We start from the raw sequence: 16727 nt of genomic DNA on the forward strand, positions 1-16727 counted from the left end.
GGTGCGGCACCCGTCGCCCCGCGGCTGCGGGAACAGCCGGGCTGGGGAAGGGGGGACCGATCTGGTCGCGTTCACGGACCCCGGAGCGCCGGACCGACGCCGCACGCGAGGGTGACACGTGTCGAACCGTCGGCCGACGTGCGGACTTCCGTTGTCATTCCGTGAGTTATCGTATGCAAGGGGTAAAAAACAAACCGCATGTCCCGTTCGTTCGAGTCGCGAGGAGGGGTCACACGATGGCGAGGCAGTTACGTGCCGAGCAGACCCGGGCAACGATCATCACGGCCGCCGCCGATCTGTTCGACCGGCACGGCTACGAATCGACCAGTCTGAGCGACATCGTCGCACACGCGAAGGTCACCAAGGGCGCGCTGTACTTCCACTTCGCCGCCAAGGAGGACCTCGCGCACGCCATCCTGCAGATCCAGGCGCGGGCCGCCCAGCAGCTCGTCGCCGAGGTGGAGGGCCGCGGCTTCTCCTCGCTCGAGTCCCTGATGCGCACCACGTTCGGAGTCGCCCGGCTCGCGGTGGAGGACCCGGTGCCGCGCGCCGGACTCCGCCTCGCCACGGCAGACATCGCCGTACGGCCGCCGCTGCGGCATCCCTTCACCGAGTGGCTGGAGTTCGCCACCCGCAAGTTCACCGGCGCCGTCAGGGAGGCCGACGTGCACGGTGACCTCGACATCGGTGCCGTGGCGCACTCCCTCGTCTGTTTCTTCGTCGGCACCCGGGTCGCCGGCCGCTCGCTCGAACCGGTAGGACGGCTTCCGCGCAGAGTCGCCGAGATGTGGCACCTCATGATCCGCGGCCTGGTCCCGGTGCACCGCCGCCCCCGCTACGTCACCCTCGCCACGCAGCTGGAGCGGGAGATCAGAACCGCCTGAGCCGCGCGGTACGGTGACGGACATGCCCGACACCCCCTTCGCACCCGTGATCCTCGGCAACGAACCCGGCTCGTTCCCCCACAGCGTGCTGGCCGAGCGGCACCCCGCGATCATCGAGCAGGTGCGGGACGCCTTCCCGTACGGTCCCGGGCAGCACCGGGCGCTGGACGAGCTGCTGGCGAGCTGCAGCGACGGGACGATCGAGCCGCTCCCCGCCGACGCGCCCGACCTCGGCCGGTGGCACGACTGGGGCCTGGCCCGATGGGCCGGGAGGTCCTGGTACGACGTGCCGTGGCTGTGGTCCGAGAGCTACTTCTACCGCCGACTCCTCGACGCCGTAGGCTACTTCGTCCCCGGCGCCTGGCAGGGCATCGACCCGTTCCGGCCGTTCAAGCGCGCCGAACTCGACGCCCCCGAGACCGACGACGAACTCGCCGCGCTGGACGACCTGGCCAAGCGTCCCGAGGAGGAGCGGGCCCGCGCCCTCCTGCACGGCTCGCTCTGGGGCAACCGCGCCGACCTCGGTTTCCGGCTCTCCGCCGAGGGCGCCGAGGCCCACGAACCGGCCCCCGCACTGGTCGCCGACGACAGCGAGACCCTGTGGTCCCTGCTGCCGCCCACCGGCACCGGCACCCTCGTCCTGGTCGCGGACAACGCGGGCCGTGAACTCGTCCCCGATCTGCTCCTGATCGCCCATCTCCTGTGCGAGGGCCGCACGGCACGCGCGGTGCTGCACGTCAAGCCGTACCCGTACTACGTCTCCGACGCCACGACCGCCGACGTGGTCGACGCCCTGCGGCGGCTGAGCGCGGCCCCGGGCGCCGCCGCCGAGTACGGGCGCGTGCTCTGGTCGGCCATGGCCGACGGCCGCCTCACCGTGCGCGCCCACCCCTTCTCCTGCGCCCCGCTGGGGTACGCCGAGATGCCGGACGACCTGCGCGGCGAGTTCGCCGCCGCCACCCTGACCGTCGTCAAGGGCGACCTCAACTACCGCCGTCTGGTGGGCGACCGGCTGTGGCCGCCGACCACCCCCTTCGCGGAGACGACCGCGTACTTCCCGGGGCCCGTGGCCGCGCTGCGCACCCTGAAGTCCGATGTCGTCACCGGTGTGTCCGCCGCCACCGAGGCGTCCCTGGTGGCGGCGGAGGGCGGGCGCTGGCGCACCGGCGGCACCCACGCGCTGATCCAGGCCGACCCGTCACATGAGGCGGACCGGCAGTGACTTGATGCCGTTGATGAAGTTCGACACCAGCCGCCCGGCCGGTGCCGCGAGGCGTGGCGCGGGCAGGACGCGCAGCACCTCCTCGTGGAGCAGCCGCAGCTGCAGCCGGGCGAAGTGGGCCCCCAGGCACACGTGCGGGCCGTCCCCGAAGGACACGTGCGGGTTGGGGGAGCGGGTGAGATCGAGCCGGCCGGGGTCGGTGAAGACGCGCTCGTCCCGGTTGGCCGACGCGTGGAACACCACGACCTTGTCGCCCGCCCGGATCCGCCGCCCCGCCAGTTCGGTGTCGCGCGCGGCCGTACGACGGAAGGTCAGCACCGGCGGATGCCAGCGCAGCAACTCCTCGACGGCCGACGGCACTTCCGCCCTGCCGGTGCGCAGCAGCTCGTAGGCCTCCGGGTGTCCGGCCAGCGCCAGCAGACCGCCCGGGGCGGCGCTGCGTACCGTGTCGTTGCCCGCGACCGTGAGCAGGAAGAAGAACATCTCCAGTTCGGCGGAGGCGAGTTCGGCGTCGTGCGCGAGCGTCGTCATCACGTCGTCGTCCGGGAAACGCCGCTTGAAGGATGCCAGTTGCCGCGCGTAGCCGAACATGTCCTGCAGCATCGCCGGGGAACGCGGATCGACCGGCCGGCCCCGGTCGTCCAGCACGGGGGGACCGGCCTCGTCCGGGTCCTGGTAGCCGATGACCCGCTGCGTCCAGTGCAGCAGCAGCCGTCGGTCGCTCACCGGGACACCCAGCAGATCCGCCAGGTTGAGCAGCGCGTACTCGTCGGTGACGGAGGCGACCAGGTCGACCGTGCCGTCCCCGTCCCGGGCCTCCCGCACCGCCCCGGCGAGCAGCGTGCGCGCCCGTTCCCGGGCGACCGCCGCGAACCGGTCCACACGGCCCGGCGTGAAGGCGCGGCTCACCAGCCGCCGCAACCGCCCGTGTTGCGGCGGGTCCTGATTGAGCATCATGCGGCGGATGAACGGCAGGTCCTCCTGGGCGGGGTCCCGGATCTGGGTGGCGCCGATGTACGAGGAGTACGTCGTCGCGTCCTTCAGCACCCGGACGACGTCCGCGTGCCGGGTCACCGCCCAGAACCCCGGCCCGGCGGGCCAGCCCAGCACCTCCGGCTCCTCCTGCCAGGCGACCGGATGGTGGTCGCGCAGCAGACGGTAGGCATCGTGGGGCACCCCGGCGGCGTACCGGCGCGGATCGAAGACGTCCGGCACGGGCGGCGCCTCGCGGACGCTCACGCCGGCTCCCCCTCCCGCCGGGCCGGCTCCCCGGCCCGCGCCGGATGCGGGAGGGGCGGGGGGCCGTCGGAGTCGGCGCGCAGGAAGTCCTCGACCACCCGGACCAGGTCCAGCGGGGTCTCGTCCATGGCGTAGTGACCGGCGCCCGGCAGCGCGACCAGCTCCGCGCGCGGATACCAGGCCGTCCACGTCTCCCGCAGCACCGCGGGCGACAGGGCCGGGTCGAGTTCGCCGGCCACCGCCAGGGCGGGCACCTGACTGCCCTCGACGTCGGCGTGGAAGTCGTCACCCGCCCACGAGTCCAGCCAGGCCCGGAACGCCTTGGCGTCACTGCGTTCCAGCGACCGGGCGACCATCCGGTCGAGCCAGGCGGCGGGGCGGCGGCTGCCGGTGGTGAAGTCGATGATCGCGCGCCGGTTCTCCGGCCTGTGCGCCGCGTCCGTGAACAGCGCGCCCTGCTCGCCCGGCAGCGGCATTCCCGAGGCGGGCACCGGGGAGACGCCGACGATCCGGCGCAGCCGGTGCGGGGCCAGGCTCAGCAACCGCTGCGCCACCGCGCCGCCCATGGAGTGCCCGACCACCGAGAACCGTTCCCAGCCGAGCCGGTCGGCCAGCTCCAGCAGGTCCCCGGCCGCCTCGGCCGTCGTGTACGAGCCGGCCGCGTCCCGGGCCTCGCCGTACCCGCGCAGGTCGACCAGCGCGTACGTGAGAGCGGTGCGGTCCAGGTCCGGCAGGACGGCCGCGTAGGCGGACCGGTCGGCGAACCAGCCGTGCACGGCGAACACCTTGTGGGCGCCGTCGCCGTGCACCTCATGGGGCAGCACGAAGGAGGTCATGCGCCCACCGTGGCCCGCGGGCAGGGGCACGGCAAGGGGGCGGACGGCGCCCGATCGACCCTACGGGCGGCGGGAGTTCAGGGTTTCTCGGCCGGTTCACGCGATGGTGTGATCATGTACCGCCCGGCGGATGGGCGCCCGGGGCCACGGGTAGGGCCCGGCCATGACGCAGCCGTTCGAACTCCCGCACTTCTACATGCCGTATCCCGCGCGGCTCAACCCGCACCTCGACGAGGCACGCGCCCACTCGGCGCGGTGGGCGCGCGAGACGGGCATGCTGGAAGGCTCCGGGATCTGGGACCAGGCCGACCTGGAGGCGCACGACTACGGGCTCCTGTGCGCCTACACCCACCCCGACTGCGACGGTCCCGCCCTCTGCCTGATCACCGACTGGTACGTGTGGGTGTTCTTCTTCGACGACCACTTCCTGGACATGTTCAAGCGCACCCAGGACCGCGCCGCGGGCAAGGCCCACCTGGACCGCCTGCCCCTGTTCATGCCGCTCGACCTCGCCACACCCGTGCCCGAACCGGAGAACCCGGTCGAGGCGGGGCTGAAGGACCTGTGGGCGCGTACGGTGCCGTCGATGTCCGTGGACTGGCGCCGCCGCTTCTCCGTCGCCACCGAGCACCTGCTGAACGAGTCGATGTGGGAGCTGTCCAACATCAACGAGGGGCGGATCGCCAACCCGGTCGAGTACATCGAGATGCGCCGCAAGGTGGGCGGCGCTCCCTGGTCGGCCGGGCTCGTGGAGTACGCGACCGCCGAGGTGCCCGCCGCCGTCGCCGGCACCCGGCCGCTGCGCGTCCTCATGGAGACCTTCTCCGACGCCGTACACCTGCGCAACGACCTGTTCTCCTACCAGCGCGAGGTCGAGGACGAGGGCGAGAACAGCAACGGGGTGCTCGTCCTGGAGACGTTCTTCGGCTGCACCACCCAGGAGGCCGCCGACACCGTCAACGACATCCTCACCTCCCGCCTGCACCAGTTCGAGCACACCGCCCTCACCGAGGTCCCCGCCGTCGCCGTGGAGAAGGGCCTCACCCCGGACCAGGCCGCCGCGGTCGCCGCCTACACCAAGGGGCTCCAGGACTGGCAGTCCGGCGGCCACGAGTGGCACCTGCGCTCCAGCCGCTACATGAACCAGGGCGCGCGCTCCCGCATGCCGTGGCAGACCCCGGGCGGCCCCGGCGCCTCCGCCGCCGACGTCGGCGCCCTGCTCGCCTCCGCCGCGGCCGAACGCCTGCGGGCCTACTCCCATGTGCCGTTCCAGAAGGTCGGCCCGTCGCCGCTGCCCGACTTCCACATGCCGTACGAGCTTCGGCTGTGCCCGCACCTGGACGGCGCCCGCCGGAACCTGGTGGCGTGGACGCACCGCACGGGCATCCTCCGGGAGGGCGTCTGGGACGAGGACAAGCTCGCCGCGTACGACCTCGCGCTGTGCGCCGCCGGCCTGGACCCGGACGCCACCCCCGAGGCCCTCGACCTCGGCGCCCAGTGGCTCGCCTGGGGCACCTACGGCGACGACTACTACCCGCTCGTCTTCGGCCACCGCCGGGACCTGGCCGCCGCCCGGCTGACCACGGACCGGCTCTCCCGGTGCATGCCCGTCGACGGCGAGCCCGCCCTCGTTCCGGCCGACGCCATGGAACGGGGACTGGCCGACCTGTGGGCGCGGACGACTGCGGGGATGACCACCGCGCAGCGCCGCACCCTCAGGAACGCCGTGGACACGATGACCGAGAGCTGGGTGTGGGAGCTGTCCAACCAGCTGCAGAACCGCATCCCCGACCCGGTCGACTACCTGGAGATGCGGCGCGCCACCTTCGGCTCCGACCTCACCCTGAGCCTGTGCAGGATGGGGCACGGCCCCGCGATCCCGCCGGAGGTGTACCGCAGCGGCCCGGTGCGCTCGCTGGAGAACGCGGCCGTCGACTACGCCTGCCTCGTCAACGACATCTTCTCGTACCAGAAGGAGATCGAGTACGAGGGCGAGATCCACAACGCCGTCCTGGTCGTCCAGAACTTCTTCGGCATCGACCACCCGACCGCCCTCGGGGTCGTCCACGACCTGACGACCCAGCGGATGCAGCAGTTCGAGCACGTCGTCGCACACGAACTGCCCGTGCTGTACGACGACCTGACGCTGTCCCCGCAAGCCCGCGCCGCCATGGACGGCTACCTCCTCGACCTGCAGAACTGGCTGGCCGGCATCCTCCACTGGCACCGGGAGGTGGACCGCTACAGGGCAGAGTGGCTGGGCCGCCGTGCGCACGGTTTCCGGCCCGACGCCGCCCCCCGCCGCGCGCCTTCCGTGCCTGTCCTGTCGTTCCGCTGACGGGCGCGGAATCTTCGCGTGCGGAACCGGGCATTCTGGGAACTTCGGTGAGTCCTCGGGAGTCTTGTGGAGTAAGGGGAACAACAGACCACGAACACACGGGGGTGTTCGACCGTGACCGAGACCATCGACAGGATCACCGAGGAGACCGCGGGGGACGGGGCCCCGGCGGCGGGCGAACTGACGCCGTACCTGGCGCCGTTGACCGTCCCGCCCGTCCTGCGCCCGGCCTCCGCGGACGTCCTGCGCGAGACCGAGATCGCCCTGCGCCCGACCTGGGTGCGCCTCCACCCGCAGCTGCCGCCGACCCTGATGTGGGGGTACGACGGCCATGTGCCGGGCCCGACCATCGAGGTGCGGCGCGGGCAGCGCGTCCGCATAGCCTGGACCAACCGCATACCGAAGGACAGCGAGTACCCGGTCACCTCCGTCGAGGTACCCGTCCGCGCGCCCGGAACCCCGCCCGCCACCACCGAGCCCGGCCGCGAGGGCGTCGAGCCCGACAAGGACGTCGCCGCCCTGCCCGCCTGGGCCGTGACCCATCTGCACGGCGCCCAGACCGGCGGCGGCAACGACGGCTGGGCGGACAACGCCGTCGGGTACGGCGACGCACAGCTGTCGGAGTACCCCAACGACCACCAGGCGGTGCAGTGGTGGTACCACGACCACGCCATGAACATCACCCGGTGGAACGTGATGACGGGCCTGTACGGCACCTACCTGCTGCGTGACGACGAGGAGGACGCCCTGCGGCTGCCCTCCGGGAAGCGGGAGATCCCGCTGCTGCTCGCCGACCGCAACATCGACACCGACGAGGACGGCCGGCTCAACGGCCGGCTGCTGCACAAGACGGTGATCGTCCAGCAGAGCAACCCCGAGACGGGCAAGCCGGTCTCCATCCCGTTCACCGGCCCGTACACCACGGTCAACGGCCGCATCTGGCCGTACGCCGAGGTGGACGCCGCCTGGTACCGCTTCCGGCTGGTCAACGCCTCGAACGCGCGCATCTTCGAGCTCGTCCTGACCGACGAGGACGGCACTGCGGTGCCGGGCGTCGTGCACCAGATCGGCAGCGACGGCGGGCTGCTGCCGCGCCCCGTGCCCATCGACTTCGACGCGGACCTGCCCACGCTGACCGCCGCGCCGGCCGAGCGCTTCGACCTGCTGGTCGACTTCCGCGCGCTCGCGGGCCGCACCCTGCGCCTGGTGAACAAGGGCCGCAACCAGCCGGCGGGCGTGCCCGACCCGGCGGGTGACGTGCGCCATCCGCACGTCCTGGAGTTCAGGGTCCGCGAGACGTGCGAGGAGGACACCTTCGAACTGCCCGAGGTGCTCTCCGGCTCCTTCCGCAGGCTCTCCCACGACCTTCCGCACGGCCACCGCCTGGTCCTGCTCACTCCGCCCGCCACCAAGGGTGCCGGCGGCCACCCGGAGATCTGGGAGATGACCGAGGTCGCGGACCCGGGCGGCCTCGCGTTCCCGTCCGACGGCATCGTGCAGGTGACCGGTCCCGACGGCACGACGAAGACGTACCGGCGCACCTCCCGGACGTTCAACGACGCCCTCGGATTCACCGTCGCCGAGGGCGGCTACGAGCAGTGGAGCTTCCTCAACCTCGCGCCCATCGTCCACCCCATGCACATCCACCTGGCCGACTTCCAGCTGCTCGGCCGGGACGCCTACGACGTCTCGGGCTTCGACCCGGCCGTCGGCGGCACCCGTACGCCGCTGCGGTACGACGCCGGCCGGGCGATCCCGCTCGCCCCCAACGAGCGGGGCAACAAGGACGTCTTCCGGGTGCCGGGCAACCAGCTGCTGCGGGTCATGGGCCGCTTCGACGGGGCGTACGGCCGGTTCATGTACCACTGCCATCTGCTGGAGCACGAGGACATGGGCATGATGCGGCCGTTCGTCGTCATGCCGCCCGAGGCGATGAAGTTCGACCACGGCGGGGCGCACGGCGGGCACGGCGAGGGCCACACGGGCTGAGACGGTCCGTGCCGCACCGCGCGGCGCCCGGCGGGAGTCAGGCGGACGCGGTGGGCCGCGACGCGGCGTGCTCCACCGCGGCCCGGGCCAGGGCCCGCACCATCGGGTGCGGGCGGGAGCCGTCGCCGGCCAGTTCCGGCTGGAACAGCGACGCCAGGAAGAAGGGGTGCCCGGGCAGTTCGACGACCCGGACGTGTCCGTCCTCGTCGTGCCCGGAGAACCGCAGACCGTGGGCGCGGAGCGTGTCGAGGTGGCGGGAGGGGCCGTAGGCGCAGAAGTACCGCTCGACCGTGCGGGCGGAGCCGATCACCGAAGATGCCAGCGAGTCCGGCTCGATGGTGACGGCGGCCTCATGGCCCAGCAGCGAGCAGGCCAGCGGCTCGATCAGCGGGTCCTCGGCGTCGGGGTCGTTCTCCGCGTGCGCGACCCCGGTCAGCCCGCACACGGTGCGGGCGAACTCCAGCAGCGCGTGCTGGAACCCGCCGCACGTGCCCAGGAACGGGACGCCCTCCTCGCGCGCGGTGCGCACGGCCGCGAGGACGCCCGCCTCGCTGCGGTACGGGCTGCCCGGCAGCACCCACACGGCGTCGAACCCGCGGACGGCGCCCTCGGCCTCGGCGTCCTTCGACGGGATCCAGTACGCGTCCAGGACCAGCCGGTCGTGCGCGGCCAGGGCCTCCAGCAGCAGCGGGATGCGGGTGTGCGAGACGACGTTGGGCGAGCGGTCGCCGACGAGGGCGATGGTGGCGGTGTTCGTCATGTGCCTCATCCTCGACGCGGATGCTCGTTCACGTCCAACGATGATCACTGCACTCTCCATCAGTGTCTCTGATGTCGGTGGCATCCTTGCCCGCATGGACCCGCATCTGCTGCGCACCTATGTCACCGTGGCGCGCCTCGCCTCGTTCTCGGAGGCCGCGCGCGAGCTGGGCTACACCCAGTCCGCCGTCTCCCAGCACATCGCCGCCCTTGAACAGGACCTGGGCGCGCCCCTGCTGACCAGGCGGCCCGTCGCACCCACAGCGGCGGGCGAGCGGCTGCTGGAGCATGCGGGCCCACTGCTGCTGCGCCTCGACGCCGCCCGTGCCGACGTCGTCCGCCTGGCCGCCGCACCCCGGCAGGGCCTCACCCTCGCCACCACCCCGACGGCGCTCGGCCCGGCCGTCCTCGGCGCGCTCCCGCCGGCCGGCGTCACCCTGCGGGTGCTCACCCGCGAGGAGGTTCCGGCCGCCGTCGCCGCCGGTACCGCCGACCTCGGTCTCGTCGACGGGCTGGCCGCGCCCAGCGATCCGCTGCGGCTGCCCGACGTGGCACCGCTGACCACGCACGGCGTCGCGGAGGAGCCCGTGAGCGTCCTGCTGCCCACCGGGCACCCGCTCGCGGGCCGCCCCGGCCTGCGGCTGGACGACCTCCGGGACGCCCGCTGGCTCGACGCGCCCGACGCGGCCCTCCCGCTCGCGCAGCTGCGCGCCGCGACCGGCGGCGGTGCCTTCCGCGCCGCCCTGCGCTACGACGGCACCGACGTGCGCACCCTCACCGCCCTCGCGGCGGCCGGACACGGCCTCACCCTGCTGCCCGGTTCGGCGGCCAGGGACGTACCCGGCGCGGTCGCCGTCCCGCTCACCGCCCCACGGGTCATCCACCGCACCGAACTCCTCCACGGCGGCAGCCCCGGAGGAGCGGCGACGGAGGTCGTGCGGAGGCTGACGGGGGCCGACGGGGACTGACGGAGGCTGTCGAGGGCTGACCGGGGCTTATCGCGGTCGACGAAACGGCCCGACTCGCCATGACTACCCTCCGCCACCCTCCGGCCAGTCTCACTCCTTCGTGTCTCGTCGCGGCCCTGCGGCACGGGTAGAGCACCAGCCGGAGGCGAGCGAACCATGGAACAGACTGCGTTGCGTCCCAAGCCGATGCCCGGTCAGGACCGGCGGGAGCCGGACGACCCCGGCCCCGCCCACCGCCCGCACGCCGCACCGCGGCGCGGGCGCCGGCTGCGGACCGTGCTGTTCGGCCTGGTCACCGGCGTCCTGCTGGTGCTCTGCGGCATCGGCCTCGGTACGGTCGGCGCCACGGTGATCGGCCTGAGCAGGCTCGCCGAGCTGCAGCACCAGGCCCCGCCGCCCGCCCGCCCGGGCGCGCCCACGCCCGCCACCGCCCCCGGACCCGCTGCCACGGTCCAGGGGGCGACCCTCGGGGTGGAGGCCGTCGACGCCGAGAAGGTGGGTGCGGTGGTCGTCGGTGTGCATGTGCCCGGTCCCGGTTACGCGGCGGGGCTGGTCCGCGGGGACGTCCTGCTGCAGCTCGGCAGCGCCCGCGTCGACACCGCCGCCGACCTGGCCCGAGCCGTCGCCCGCGCGCGTCCCGGACAAGCGGTCGTCCTCACGGTGCGCCACCGCAGCGGGGGGTACCAGCAGTTGACGGTGACTCCGGGTGTGGTGACCTGACGGGGTGCGGACCCGCGACCCCGGCGACCGGCAAGCCCCGGCCCGACGACCCGCGGCCCCGGGTGGCCCGCGTGTCCTGAGGCCCTCGGTGGCCCGCGGCTCCCGGTGGCCCGCGTGACCTGAGGCCCTCGGTGGCCCGCGGCTCCCGGTGGCCCGCGTGACCTGAGGCCCTCGGTGACCCGCGGCTCCCGGTGGCCCGCGTGTCCTGAGGCCCTCGGTGACCTGCGGCTCCCGGTGGCCCGCGTGTCCTGAGGCCCTCGGTGACCTGCGGCTCCCGGTGGCCCGCGTGTCCTGAGGCCCTCGGTGGCCCGCGGCCCCGGCCTGGCGAGCCCGCCGCCCCGCCGACCGGCGACCCCGGCAACCGCGGCCCCGGGAAACCCGCTGGTCCCCCTCCGCCCCGCACGCGATGATGGCCCCATGCCGCGCCTCATCTCCGTGGATCCCGGGCCATCGGTCTCCGTGACCGGCTCGCGTGGCCCTGTCCGACCGGGCAGGATGCTGCCCGAGACGTCATCGCCCCGTTCCCGACCCGTGCTCGGAGGCCCGGATGACCGGTAGTACGCCCCCGCCCTTCACCGCCGCCGACTACAGGGCCCGGATGGAGCGTGCAGCGCGCTCCGCCGCCGACGCCGGGCTCGCGGGGCTGCTCGTGGCGCCCGGCCCGGACATGGTCTGGCTGACCGGCTACACGCCCACCGCCGTCACCGAGCGGCTCACCGTCCTGGTCCTCGCCCCCGGCCACGACCCCGTGCTCGTCGTGCCGACCCTGGAGGCCCCGGACGCAGAGCACGCGGCCGGCGCCACCGCGCTCACCCTGCGCGACTGGACCGACGGCAAGGACCCCTACGCCGTCACCGCCGCCCTCCTCGACGACCACGGCCGGTTCGGCATCAGTGACAACACCTGGGCCATGCACCTGCTGGGCCTCCAGCGGGCCCTCCCCGGCACCTCCTACGCCTCCCTCACCGACGCCCTGCCCATGCTGCGCGCCGTGAAGGACGCGGCCGAGCTGGAACTCCTCGCAGCCGCCGGAGCGGCTGCCGACGCAACGTTCGAGGAGATCCGGAAGGTTCCCTTCGCCGGCCGCCGCGAGTCCGACGTCGGCCACGACCTCGCCGAGCTGCTGCGTCGCTTCGGCCACTCCCAGGTCGACTTCACCATCGTCGGCTCCGGCCCCAACGGCGCCAACCCGCACCACGAGGTCGGCGACCGCGTCATCCAGCGGGGCGACATGGTCGTCCTGGACTTCGGCGGCCTGAAGGACGGCTACGGTTCCGACACCACCCGCACGGTCCACGTCGGTGAGCCGACCGAGGAGGAGCGCCGGGTCCACGACATCGTGCGCGCCGCCCAGGAGGCCGGCTTCCGGGCCGTGCGGCCGGGCGTGGCCTGCCAGGAGGTCGACCGTGCCGCCCGCGCGGTGATCGGTGACGCCGGGTACGGCGAGTACTTCATCCACCGCACCGGGCACGGCATCGGGGTCACCACGCACGAGCCGCCGTACATGATCGAGGGCGAGGAACAGCCCCTCGTGCCCGGCATGTGCTTCTCCGTGGAGCCCGGCATCTATCTGCCCGGCCGCTTCGGGGTGCGCATCGAGGACATCGTCACCGTCACGGAGGACGGCGGCCGCCGTTTCAACGACACCACCCGTGAAATGGTCATAGTGGACTGAGAGGTCCAGGAGACGGACCAGGAGAGACACGTTCGACGACGACCCGGAACGGCGACGCGCGACCCATGACCCAGGCACCGACCCCCACCGCGGACACGGTCCGCAGACTGGTCCGTTCGCTGCTCAAGGAGGGCACCGAGGGCAGTGCGGGACCCGAGGTGCGGCCCGTGACGGAGGGCCGCGAACACACCTGGTGGGTCGGCACCCGCCATGTGCTGCGCCTCGCGCCCGACCGTGAGTCCTCCGCGCGCCGCCGCCGGGAGCTGCGCCTGCGCGACGTGGTCCGGCCGCACGTGCCCGTCGCCGTCCCGACCAGCGTGGCGCACGGCGACTGGGCGCCCGGTCTCGCCTACACGCTGGACACCAAGGTGCCGGGCGGCACGGCCGACGAGCACGACGTCTCGGCCGTCGGCGAGGCCGACCTCGCCGGGCTGCTCACCGGGCTGCGCGCGGTGCCCGCGCGGCAGGCCGAGGCGATCGGCGTCCCGCGCACGGCCCCGCGCTCCCTGGAGGCGCTGCGCCGGATGGCCGTCCACGCGGCCGAACGGCTCGCCGCCGCCGACGAGTTCGACGCGGCCCGGCTGCACCAGCTCACCGCGCCGGGCGCGGCGCAGCTCGCCGCACAGCCCGGCACCGCCGTGCTCACCCATCACGGCCTCATCGGTGAGCACGTGCTGGTCAGCGCCGACGGGCGGGTGCGCGGAATCCTGGACTGGACCGAGGCCAGCCTCGGCGACCCCGCCGAGGACATCGCCGGACTCGCCGTCGCCGTCGGCTCCCCGGCGGCCGTCCGCGCCGCCACCCTGGCCGGCTACGGCGCCCGCCCCTGCCTGCGCGGCCTGTGGCTCGCCCGCTGCGACACCGTCATGCGCCTCACCGACCACGTCGAGGGCCGCGGGGGTGACTCCCCGACCCTGCTGCGGACCCGTCTGCGACGCGCCTGGGAGCCGATCCTGCTGGAGCGGGTGACGGACTTCAAGGAAGACGACACCGAGCCCTAGCCCGCTGTTCCTCAGCCGTGGCCCGCTGCTCCGAGCCGTGGCTCGCCGGCGCCCGGACCCGGGCCGCCCGGTCCGCGGCCCCGGCGACACAGCCTCAGGGCTGTGCCAGCACCACGCACGACTCCCCGGGTACCTGCAGCAGCCCGTCCGGGCCCGGTGCTTCGGCCGGGTCCCACGCCGCGAGGATCTCCACCCGGCCGGTGCCCAGGGGGATCGCCGCCGGCTCCTTGCCGAGGTTCACCGCCACCCGTACGTCCCCGCGCCGGAAGGCGAGCCAGCGGGCGCCCTCGTCGTACGCCACCTTGATGTCGGCCAGGTCGGGATCGGTGAGGTCGGGCTGTTCGCCGCGCAGCGCGATCAGCCGCCGGTACCAGGCCAGCACGCGCGCGTGGGGCTCACGCTCCGGCTCCGACCAGTCCAGGCAGGACCGCTTCCGGGTCGCCGGGTCCTGCGGATCCGGTACGTCCTCCTCGGCCCAGCCGTGTGCCGCGAACTCCCGCCGCCTGCCCCGCCGTACCGCCTCGGCCAGGTCGGGATCGGTGTGGTCGGTGAAGAACTGCCAGGGTGTGCCGGCCGCCCACTCCTCGCCCATGAACAGCATCGGGGTGAAGGGCGCGGTCAGCGTGAGCGTCGCCGCGCAGGCCAGCAGCCCGGGGGAGAGGCGGGCGGCGAGCCGGTCGCCCTGGGCGCGGTTGCCGACCTGGTCGTGGGTCTGGCTGTAGCCGAGCAGCCGGTGCCCGGCCACCCGCGCGCGGTCCAGCGGCCGGCCGTGGTGCCGGCCCCGGAAGCTGGAGTAGCTGCCGTCGTGGAAGTAGCCCCCGGTGAGCGTCTTGGCGAGCGCGGCGAACGGGGCGCGCGCGAAGTCCCCGTAGTAGCCCTGCGACTCACCGGTCAGCGCGGTGTGCAGGGCGTGGTGGAAGTCGTCGTTCCACTGTGCGTGCAGCCCGAGGCCGTTCTCCGCGCGCGCGGTGATGAACCGCGGATTGTTCAGGTCGGACTCGGCGATCAGGAACAGAGGCCGGCCGAGCTCCTCGGCGAGTGTGTCCACGGCCGCCGACAACTCCTCCAGGAAGTGGCACGCGCGGGTGTCGTACAGCGCGTGCACCGCGTCCAGGCGCAGCCCGTCGATCCGGTAGTCCCGCAGCCAGGCCAGCGCGCTGCCCGTGAGGAAGGCCCGCACCTCGTCCGACCCGGGCGCGTCCAGGTTCACCGCCGAACCCCAGGGTGTGGTGTGCGTGTCCGTGAAGTACGGCCCGAACCGAGGCAGGTGGTTGCCCGACGGCCCCAAGTGGTTGTGCACGACGTCCAGGACGACGCCCAGGCCGAGTTCGTGCGCCCGGTCCACGAACCGCTTCAGTGCCTCGGGCCCGCCGTACGGCTCGTGCACCGCCCACAGCGACACCCCCTCGTACCCCCAGCCGTGCCGCCCCGGGAACGGGCACACCGGCATCAACTCCACGTGCGTGACGCCCAGTTCCACCAGGTGCTCCAGCCGGCCGGCCGCCGCGTCCAGGGTGCCCTCGGAGGTGTACGTGCCGACGTGCAGCTCGTAGAGCACCGCGCCCGGCAGACCGCGCCCCGCACCCTGCGCACGCCAGGCGTACCGCCCGTGGTCCACCACCGCGCTCAGCCCGTCCGGGCCGTCCGGCTGGCGGCGGGAGCGCGGATCGGGCAGGACGGGGCCGCCGTCCAGCGCGAAGCCGTACCGGCTGCCGTCCCGCGCCTCCGCCTCGCCCTTCCACCAGCCCGGGCGCTCGGGATCGCGCGTCAACGCGCGCGTGGTGTTCTCGCAATGGAGCGTCACTCGGTCTGCCTGCGGTGCCCACACCTCGAACTGCACGGACGGTCCCCCTTCGTCTGCTCACCGTGATGTCCCGCGTCCCCATCGTGCCGCCCGGACGATCAATCCGCTTTCGAATTCGTCGCTTTCCCGGCGGGTGTCGCGACCGAGCACGTGGATCGCACCGCTTCCGCGGATTCTGGACACCCGGGGTCAACTGCCCGACAATCACCAGGGTGACGTCGTCTTTCGAGTTCTCCACGTACCCCGCGCGGCTGTCGGACGCGGAGCGCGACAAGGCGCTGCAGGTGTTGCGTGACGGCGTCGCCATGGGCCGGCTGTCGCACGACACGTTCCTGCGCCGTATGGAGCTGGCGCTCGCCGCCCGCCGCGCCGACGAACTCGCCGTTCTCGTCGCCGACCTTCCCCGGGAGAACCGTCTCTCGCGCGCGGTCCTCGGCACCGTCGAGGCCGTCTCCGGGTTCACCGTACGGCTGCGCCGCGCCTGGCAGGCCGAGCGGCTGCCCAAGCTGCTGCTGCCGCACCCCGATCGCACCCACCCGCTGCGCATAGGCCGCGACCCGGCGAGCGGGCTGCGCCTGAACCACGAGACCGTCTCCCGGGTGCACGCCGAACTGAGCCGCCAGGGCGGGCTGTGGATCCTCCGGGACCTCGGGTCCACCAACGGCACCACCGTCAACGGCCGCCGGGTGATCGGCGCGGTCGTCGTCCGCGAGGGCGACCAGGTGGCTTTCGGCAGTACGGCCTTCCGGCTCGCGGCCGGCTGAGATCCGGGGCCGCCCCGTTCGAACATACGCCCTGTCCCGTGCGCGTGCCGCTCCCGATCGGGTGAGGGTGGCTCGGGAACGCGCCCCGCCGTGCCGATGCAACGAGGCATGACGTACCTCACCAGAGCGACAGCGGCGGCCGGTGTCCTGCTGGCGGCCACCGGCCTGCTCACCGCCGGACCGGCCCGGGCGGCGTCCCGCGACGTCCTGCCGGGCAACTGGCTCTACCTGACGGTCACCAAGGGTGAAGCCTCCTCCGGACTCACGGGCGGCACCCTGCTGCTGTGCGACCCGCCGCAGGGCCACGCGCACGCGGCCGAGGCGTGCGCGGAACTCGCCGCCGCCCACGGCGACATCGGCCGCATCCCCGCCGGGAACGTCTTCTGCACGATGATCTGGGCCCCGGTGACCGCCCACGTGCGCGGGCGGTGGGACGGTCGTTCCGTGGACTTCCAGGAGACGTACGCCAACAGATGCGTGCTGCACGCGCGCACGGGATCGGTGTTCGCCCTGGACGACTGACGAACC

14 protein-coding genes are annotated in these 16727 nt (G+C 73.5%); 10 read left to right on the plus strand and 4 right to left on the minus strand.

The window, feature by feature from the left end; genetic code table 11:
- The first annotated feature begins 236 nt into the window (after nucleotides 1-236).
- Both ACIHEJ_RS08495 and ACIHEJ_RS08500 read left to right on the plus strand, forming a co-directional pair.
- Entirely contained in the window at nucleotides 237-884 is a 648-nt protein-coding gene (locus tag ACIHEJ_RS08495; RefSeq protein ID WP_400133245.1) for a ScbR family autoregulator-binding transcription factor, read from the plus strand.
- 22 nt (nucleotides 885-906) lie between these two features.
- Nucleotides 907-2106 carry a damage-control phosphatase ARMT1 family protein gene (locus tag ACIHEJ_RS08500; RefSeq protein ID WP_400133247.1) on the plus strand — a complete coding sequence of 400 codons (1200 nt, stop codon included), beginning with the start codon at nucleotides 907-909 and terminating at the stop codon, nucleotides 2104-2106.
- Here the strand turns inward: ACIHEJ_RS08500 and ACIHEJ_RS08505 are convergent.
- Both ACIHEJ_RS08505 and ACIHEJ_RS08510 read right to left on the minus strand, forming a co-directional pair.
- Nucleotides 2083-3345, minus strand: coding sequence for a cytochrome P450 (locus tag ACIHEJ_RS08505; protein ID WP_400133249.1), 1263 nt, complete (start codon nucleotides 3343-3345; stop codon nucleotides 2083-2085). The two genes, ACIHEJ_RS08500 and ACIHEJ_RS08505, sit on opposite strands and share 24 nt — an antisense overlap.
- Complete coding sequence (locus ACIHEJ_RS08510) at nucleotides 3342-4181, minus strand: alpha/beta fold hydrolase (RefSeq protein ID WP_400133251.1); 840 nt, start codon at nucleotides 4179-4181, stop codon at nucleotides 3342-3344. The genes ACIHEJ_RS08505 and ACIHEJ_RS08510 overlap by 4 nt, the downstream gene beginning before the upstream one ends.
- 163 nt (nucleotides 4182-4344) lie before the next feature.
- Here ACIHEJ_RS08510 and cyc2 point away from each other — a divergent pair, with 163 nt between their 5' ends.
- Nucleotides 4345-6519, plus strand: coding sequence for a germacradienol/geosmin synthase Cyc2 (gene cyc2, locus ACIHEJ_RS08515; protein ID WP_400133253.1), 2175 nt, complete (start codon nucleotides 4345-4347; stop codon nucleotides 6517-6519).
- A 114-nt stretch (nucleotides 6520-6633) separates the two neighbouring features.
- On the plus strand, nucleotides 6634-8508 hold the full coding sequence (gene phsA, locus ACIHEJ_RS08520; protein WP_400133255.1) for an O-aminophenol oxidase PhsA: 1875 nt from the start codon (nucleotides 6634-6636) through the stop codon (nucleotides 8506-8508).
- A 37-nt stretch (nucleotides 8509-8545) separates the two neighbouring features.
- Here the strand turns inward: phsA and ACIHEJ_RS08525 are convergent, their stop codons facing one another.
- Nucleotides 8546-9268 carry a hypothetical protein gene (locus tag ACIHEJ_RS08525; protein ID WP_400133257.1) on the minus strand — a complete coding sequence of 241 codons (723 nt, stop codon included), beginning with the start codon at nucleotides 9266-9268 and terminating at the stop codon, nucleotides 8546-8548.
- A 94-nt stretch (nucleotides 9269-9362) separates the two neighbouring features.
- Between ACIHEJ_RS08525 and ACIHEJ_RS08530 the strand changes: the two genes are divergently transcribed.
- From ACIHEJ_RS08530 to ACIHEJ_RS08545, 4 genes are all read left to right on the plus strand, one after another.
- Entirely contained in the window at nucleotides 9363-10235 is an 873-nt protein-coding gene (locus tag ACIHEJ_RS08530) for a LysR family transcriptional regulator (RefSeq protein WP_400133259.1), read from the plus strand.
- Nucleotides 10236-10391: 156 nt separating this feature from the next.
- Entirely contained in the window at nucleotides 10392-10955 is a 564-nt protein-coding gene (locus ACIHEJ_RS08535; protein WP_400133261.1) for a PDZ domain-containing protein, read from the plus strand.
- Between the two features lie 547 nt (nucleotides 10956-11502).
- On the plus strand, nucleotides 11503-12630 hold the full coding sequence (locus ACIHEJ_RS08540; RefSeq protein ID WP_400133263.1) for an aminopeptidase P family protein: 1128 nt from the start codon (nucleotides 11503-11505) through the stop codon (nucleotides 12628-12630).
- A 65-nt stretch (nucleotides 12631-12695) separates the two neighbouring features.
- Nucleotides 12696-13631 carry an aminoglycoside phosphotransferase family protein gene (locus tag ACIHEJ_RS08545; protein WP_400133264.1) on the plus strand — a complete coding sequence of 312 codons (936 nt, stop codon included), beginning with the start codon at nucleotides 12696-12698 and terminating at the stop codon, nucleotides 13629-13631.
- 94 nt (nucleotides 13632-13725) lie between these two features.
- On the opposite strand, the gene treZ is transcribed toward ACIHEJ_RS08545, so the two are convergent.
- Nucleotides 13726-15471, minus strand: coding sequence for a malto-oligosyltrehalose trehalohydrolase (gene treZ, locus ACIHEJ_RS08550; RefSeq protein ID WP_400133266.1), 1746 nt, complete (start codon nucleotides 15469-15471; stop codon nucleotides 13726-13728).
- A gap of 176 nt (nucleotides 15472-15647) precedes the next feature.
- On the opposite strand from treZ, the gene ACIHEJ_RS08555 reads away from it, so the two are divergent.
- Both ACIHEJ_RS08555 and ACIHEJ_RS08560 read left to right on the plus strand, forming a co-directional pair.
- Nucleotides 15648-16199: an FHA domain-containing protein gene (locus ACIHEJ_RS08555; RefSeq protein ID WP_400133268.1), complete on the plus strand. Its 552-nt coding sequence runs from the start codon at nucleotides 15648-15650 to the stop codon at nucleotides 16197-16199.
- A gap of 108 nt (nucleotides 16200-16307) precedes the next feature.
- Nucleotides 16308-16721 carry an SSI family serine proteinase inhibitor gene (locus ACIHEJ_RS08560; protein WP_400133270.1) on the plus strand — a complete coding sequence of 138 codons (414 nt, stop codon included), beginning with the start codon at nucleotides 16308-16310 and terminating at the stop codon, nucleotides 16719-16721.
- Nucleotides 16722-16727: the final 6 nt, after the last annotated feature.

The organism is Streptomyces sp. NPDC052301, assembly GCF_044593395.1.
Lineage (GTDB): Bacteria > Actinomycetota > Actinomycetes > Streptomycetales > Streptomycetaceae > Streptomyces.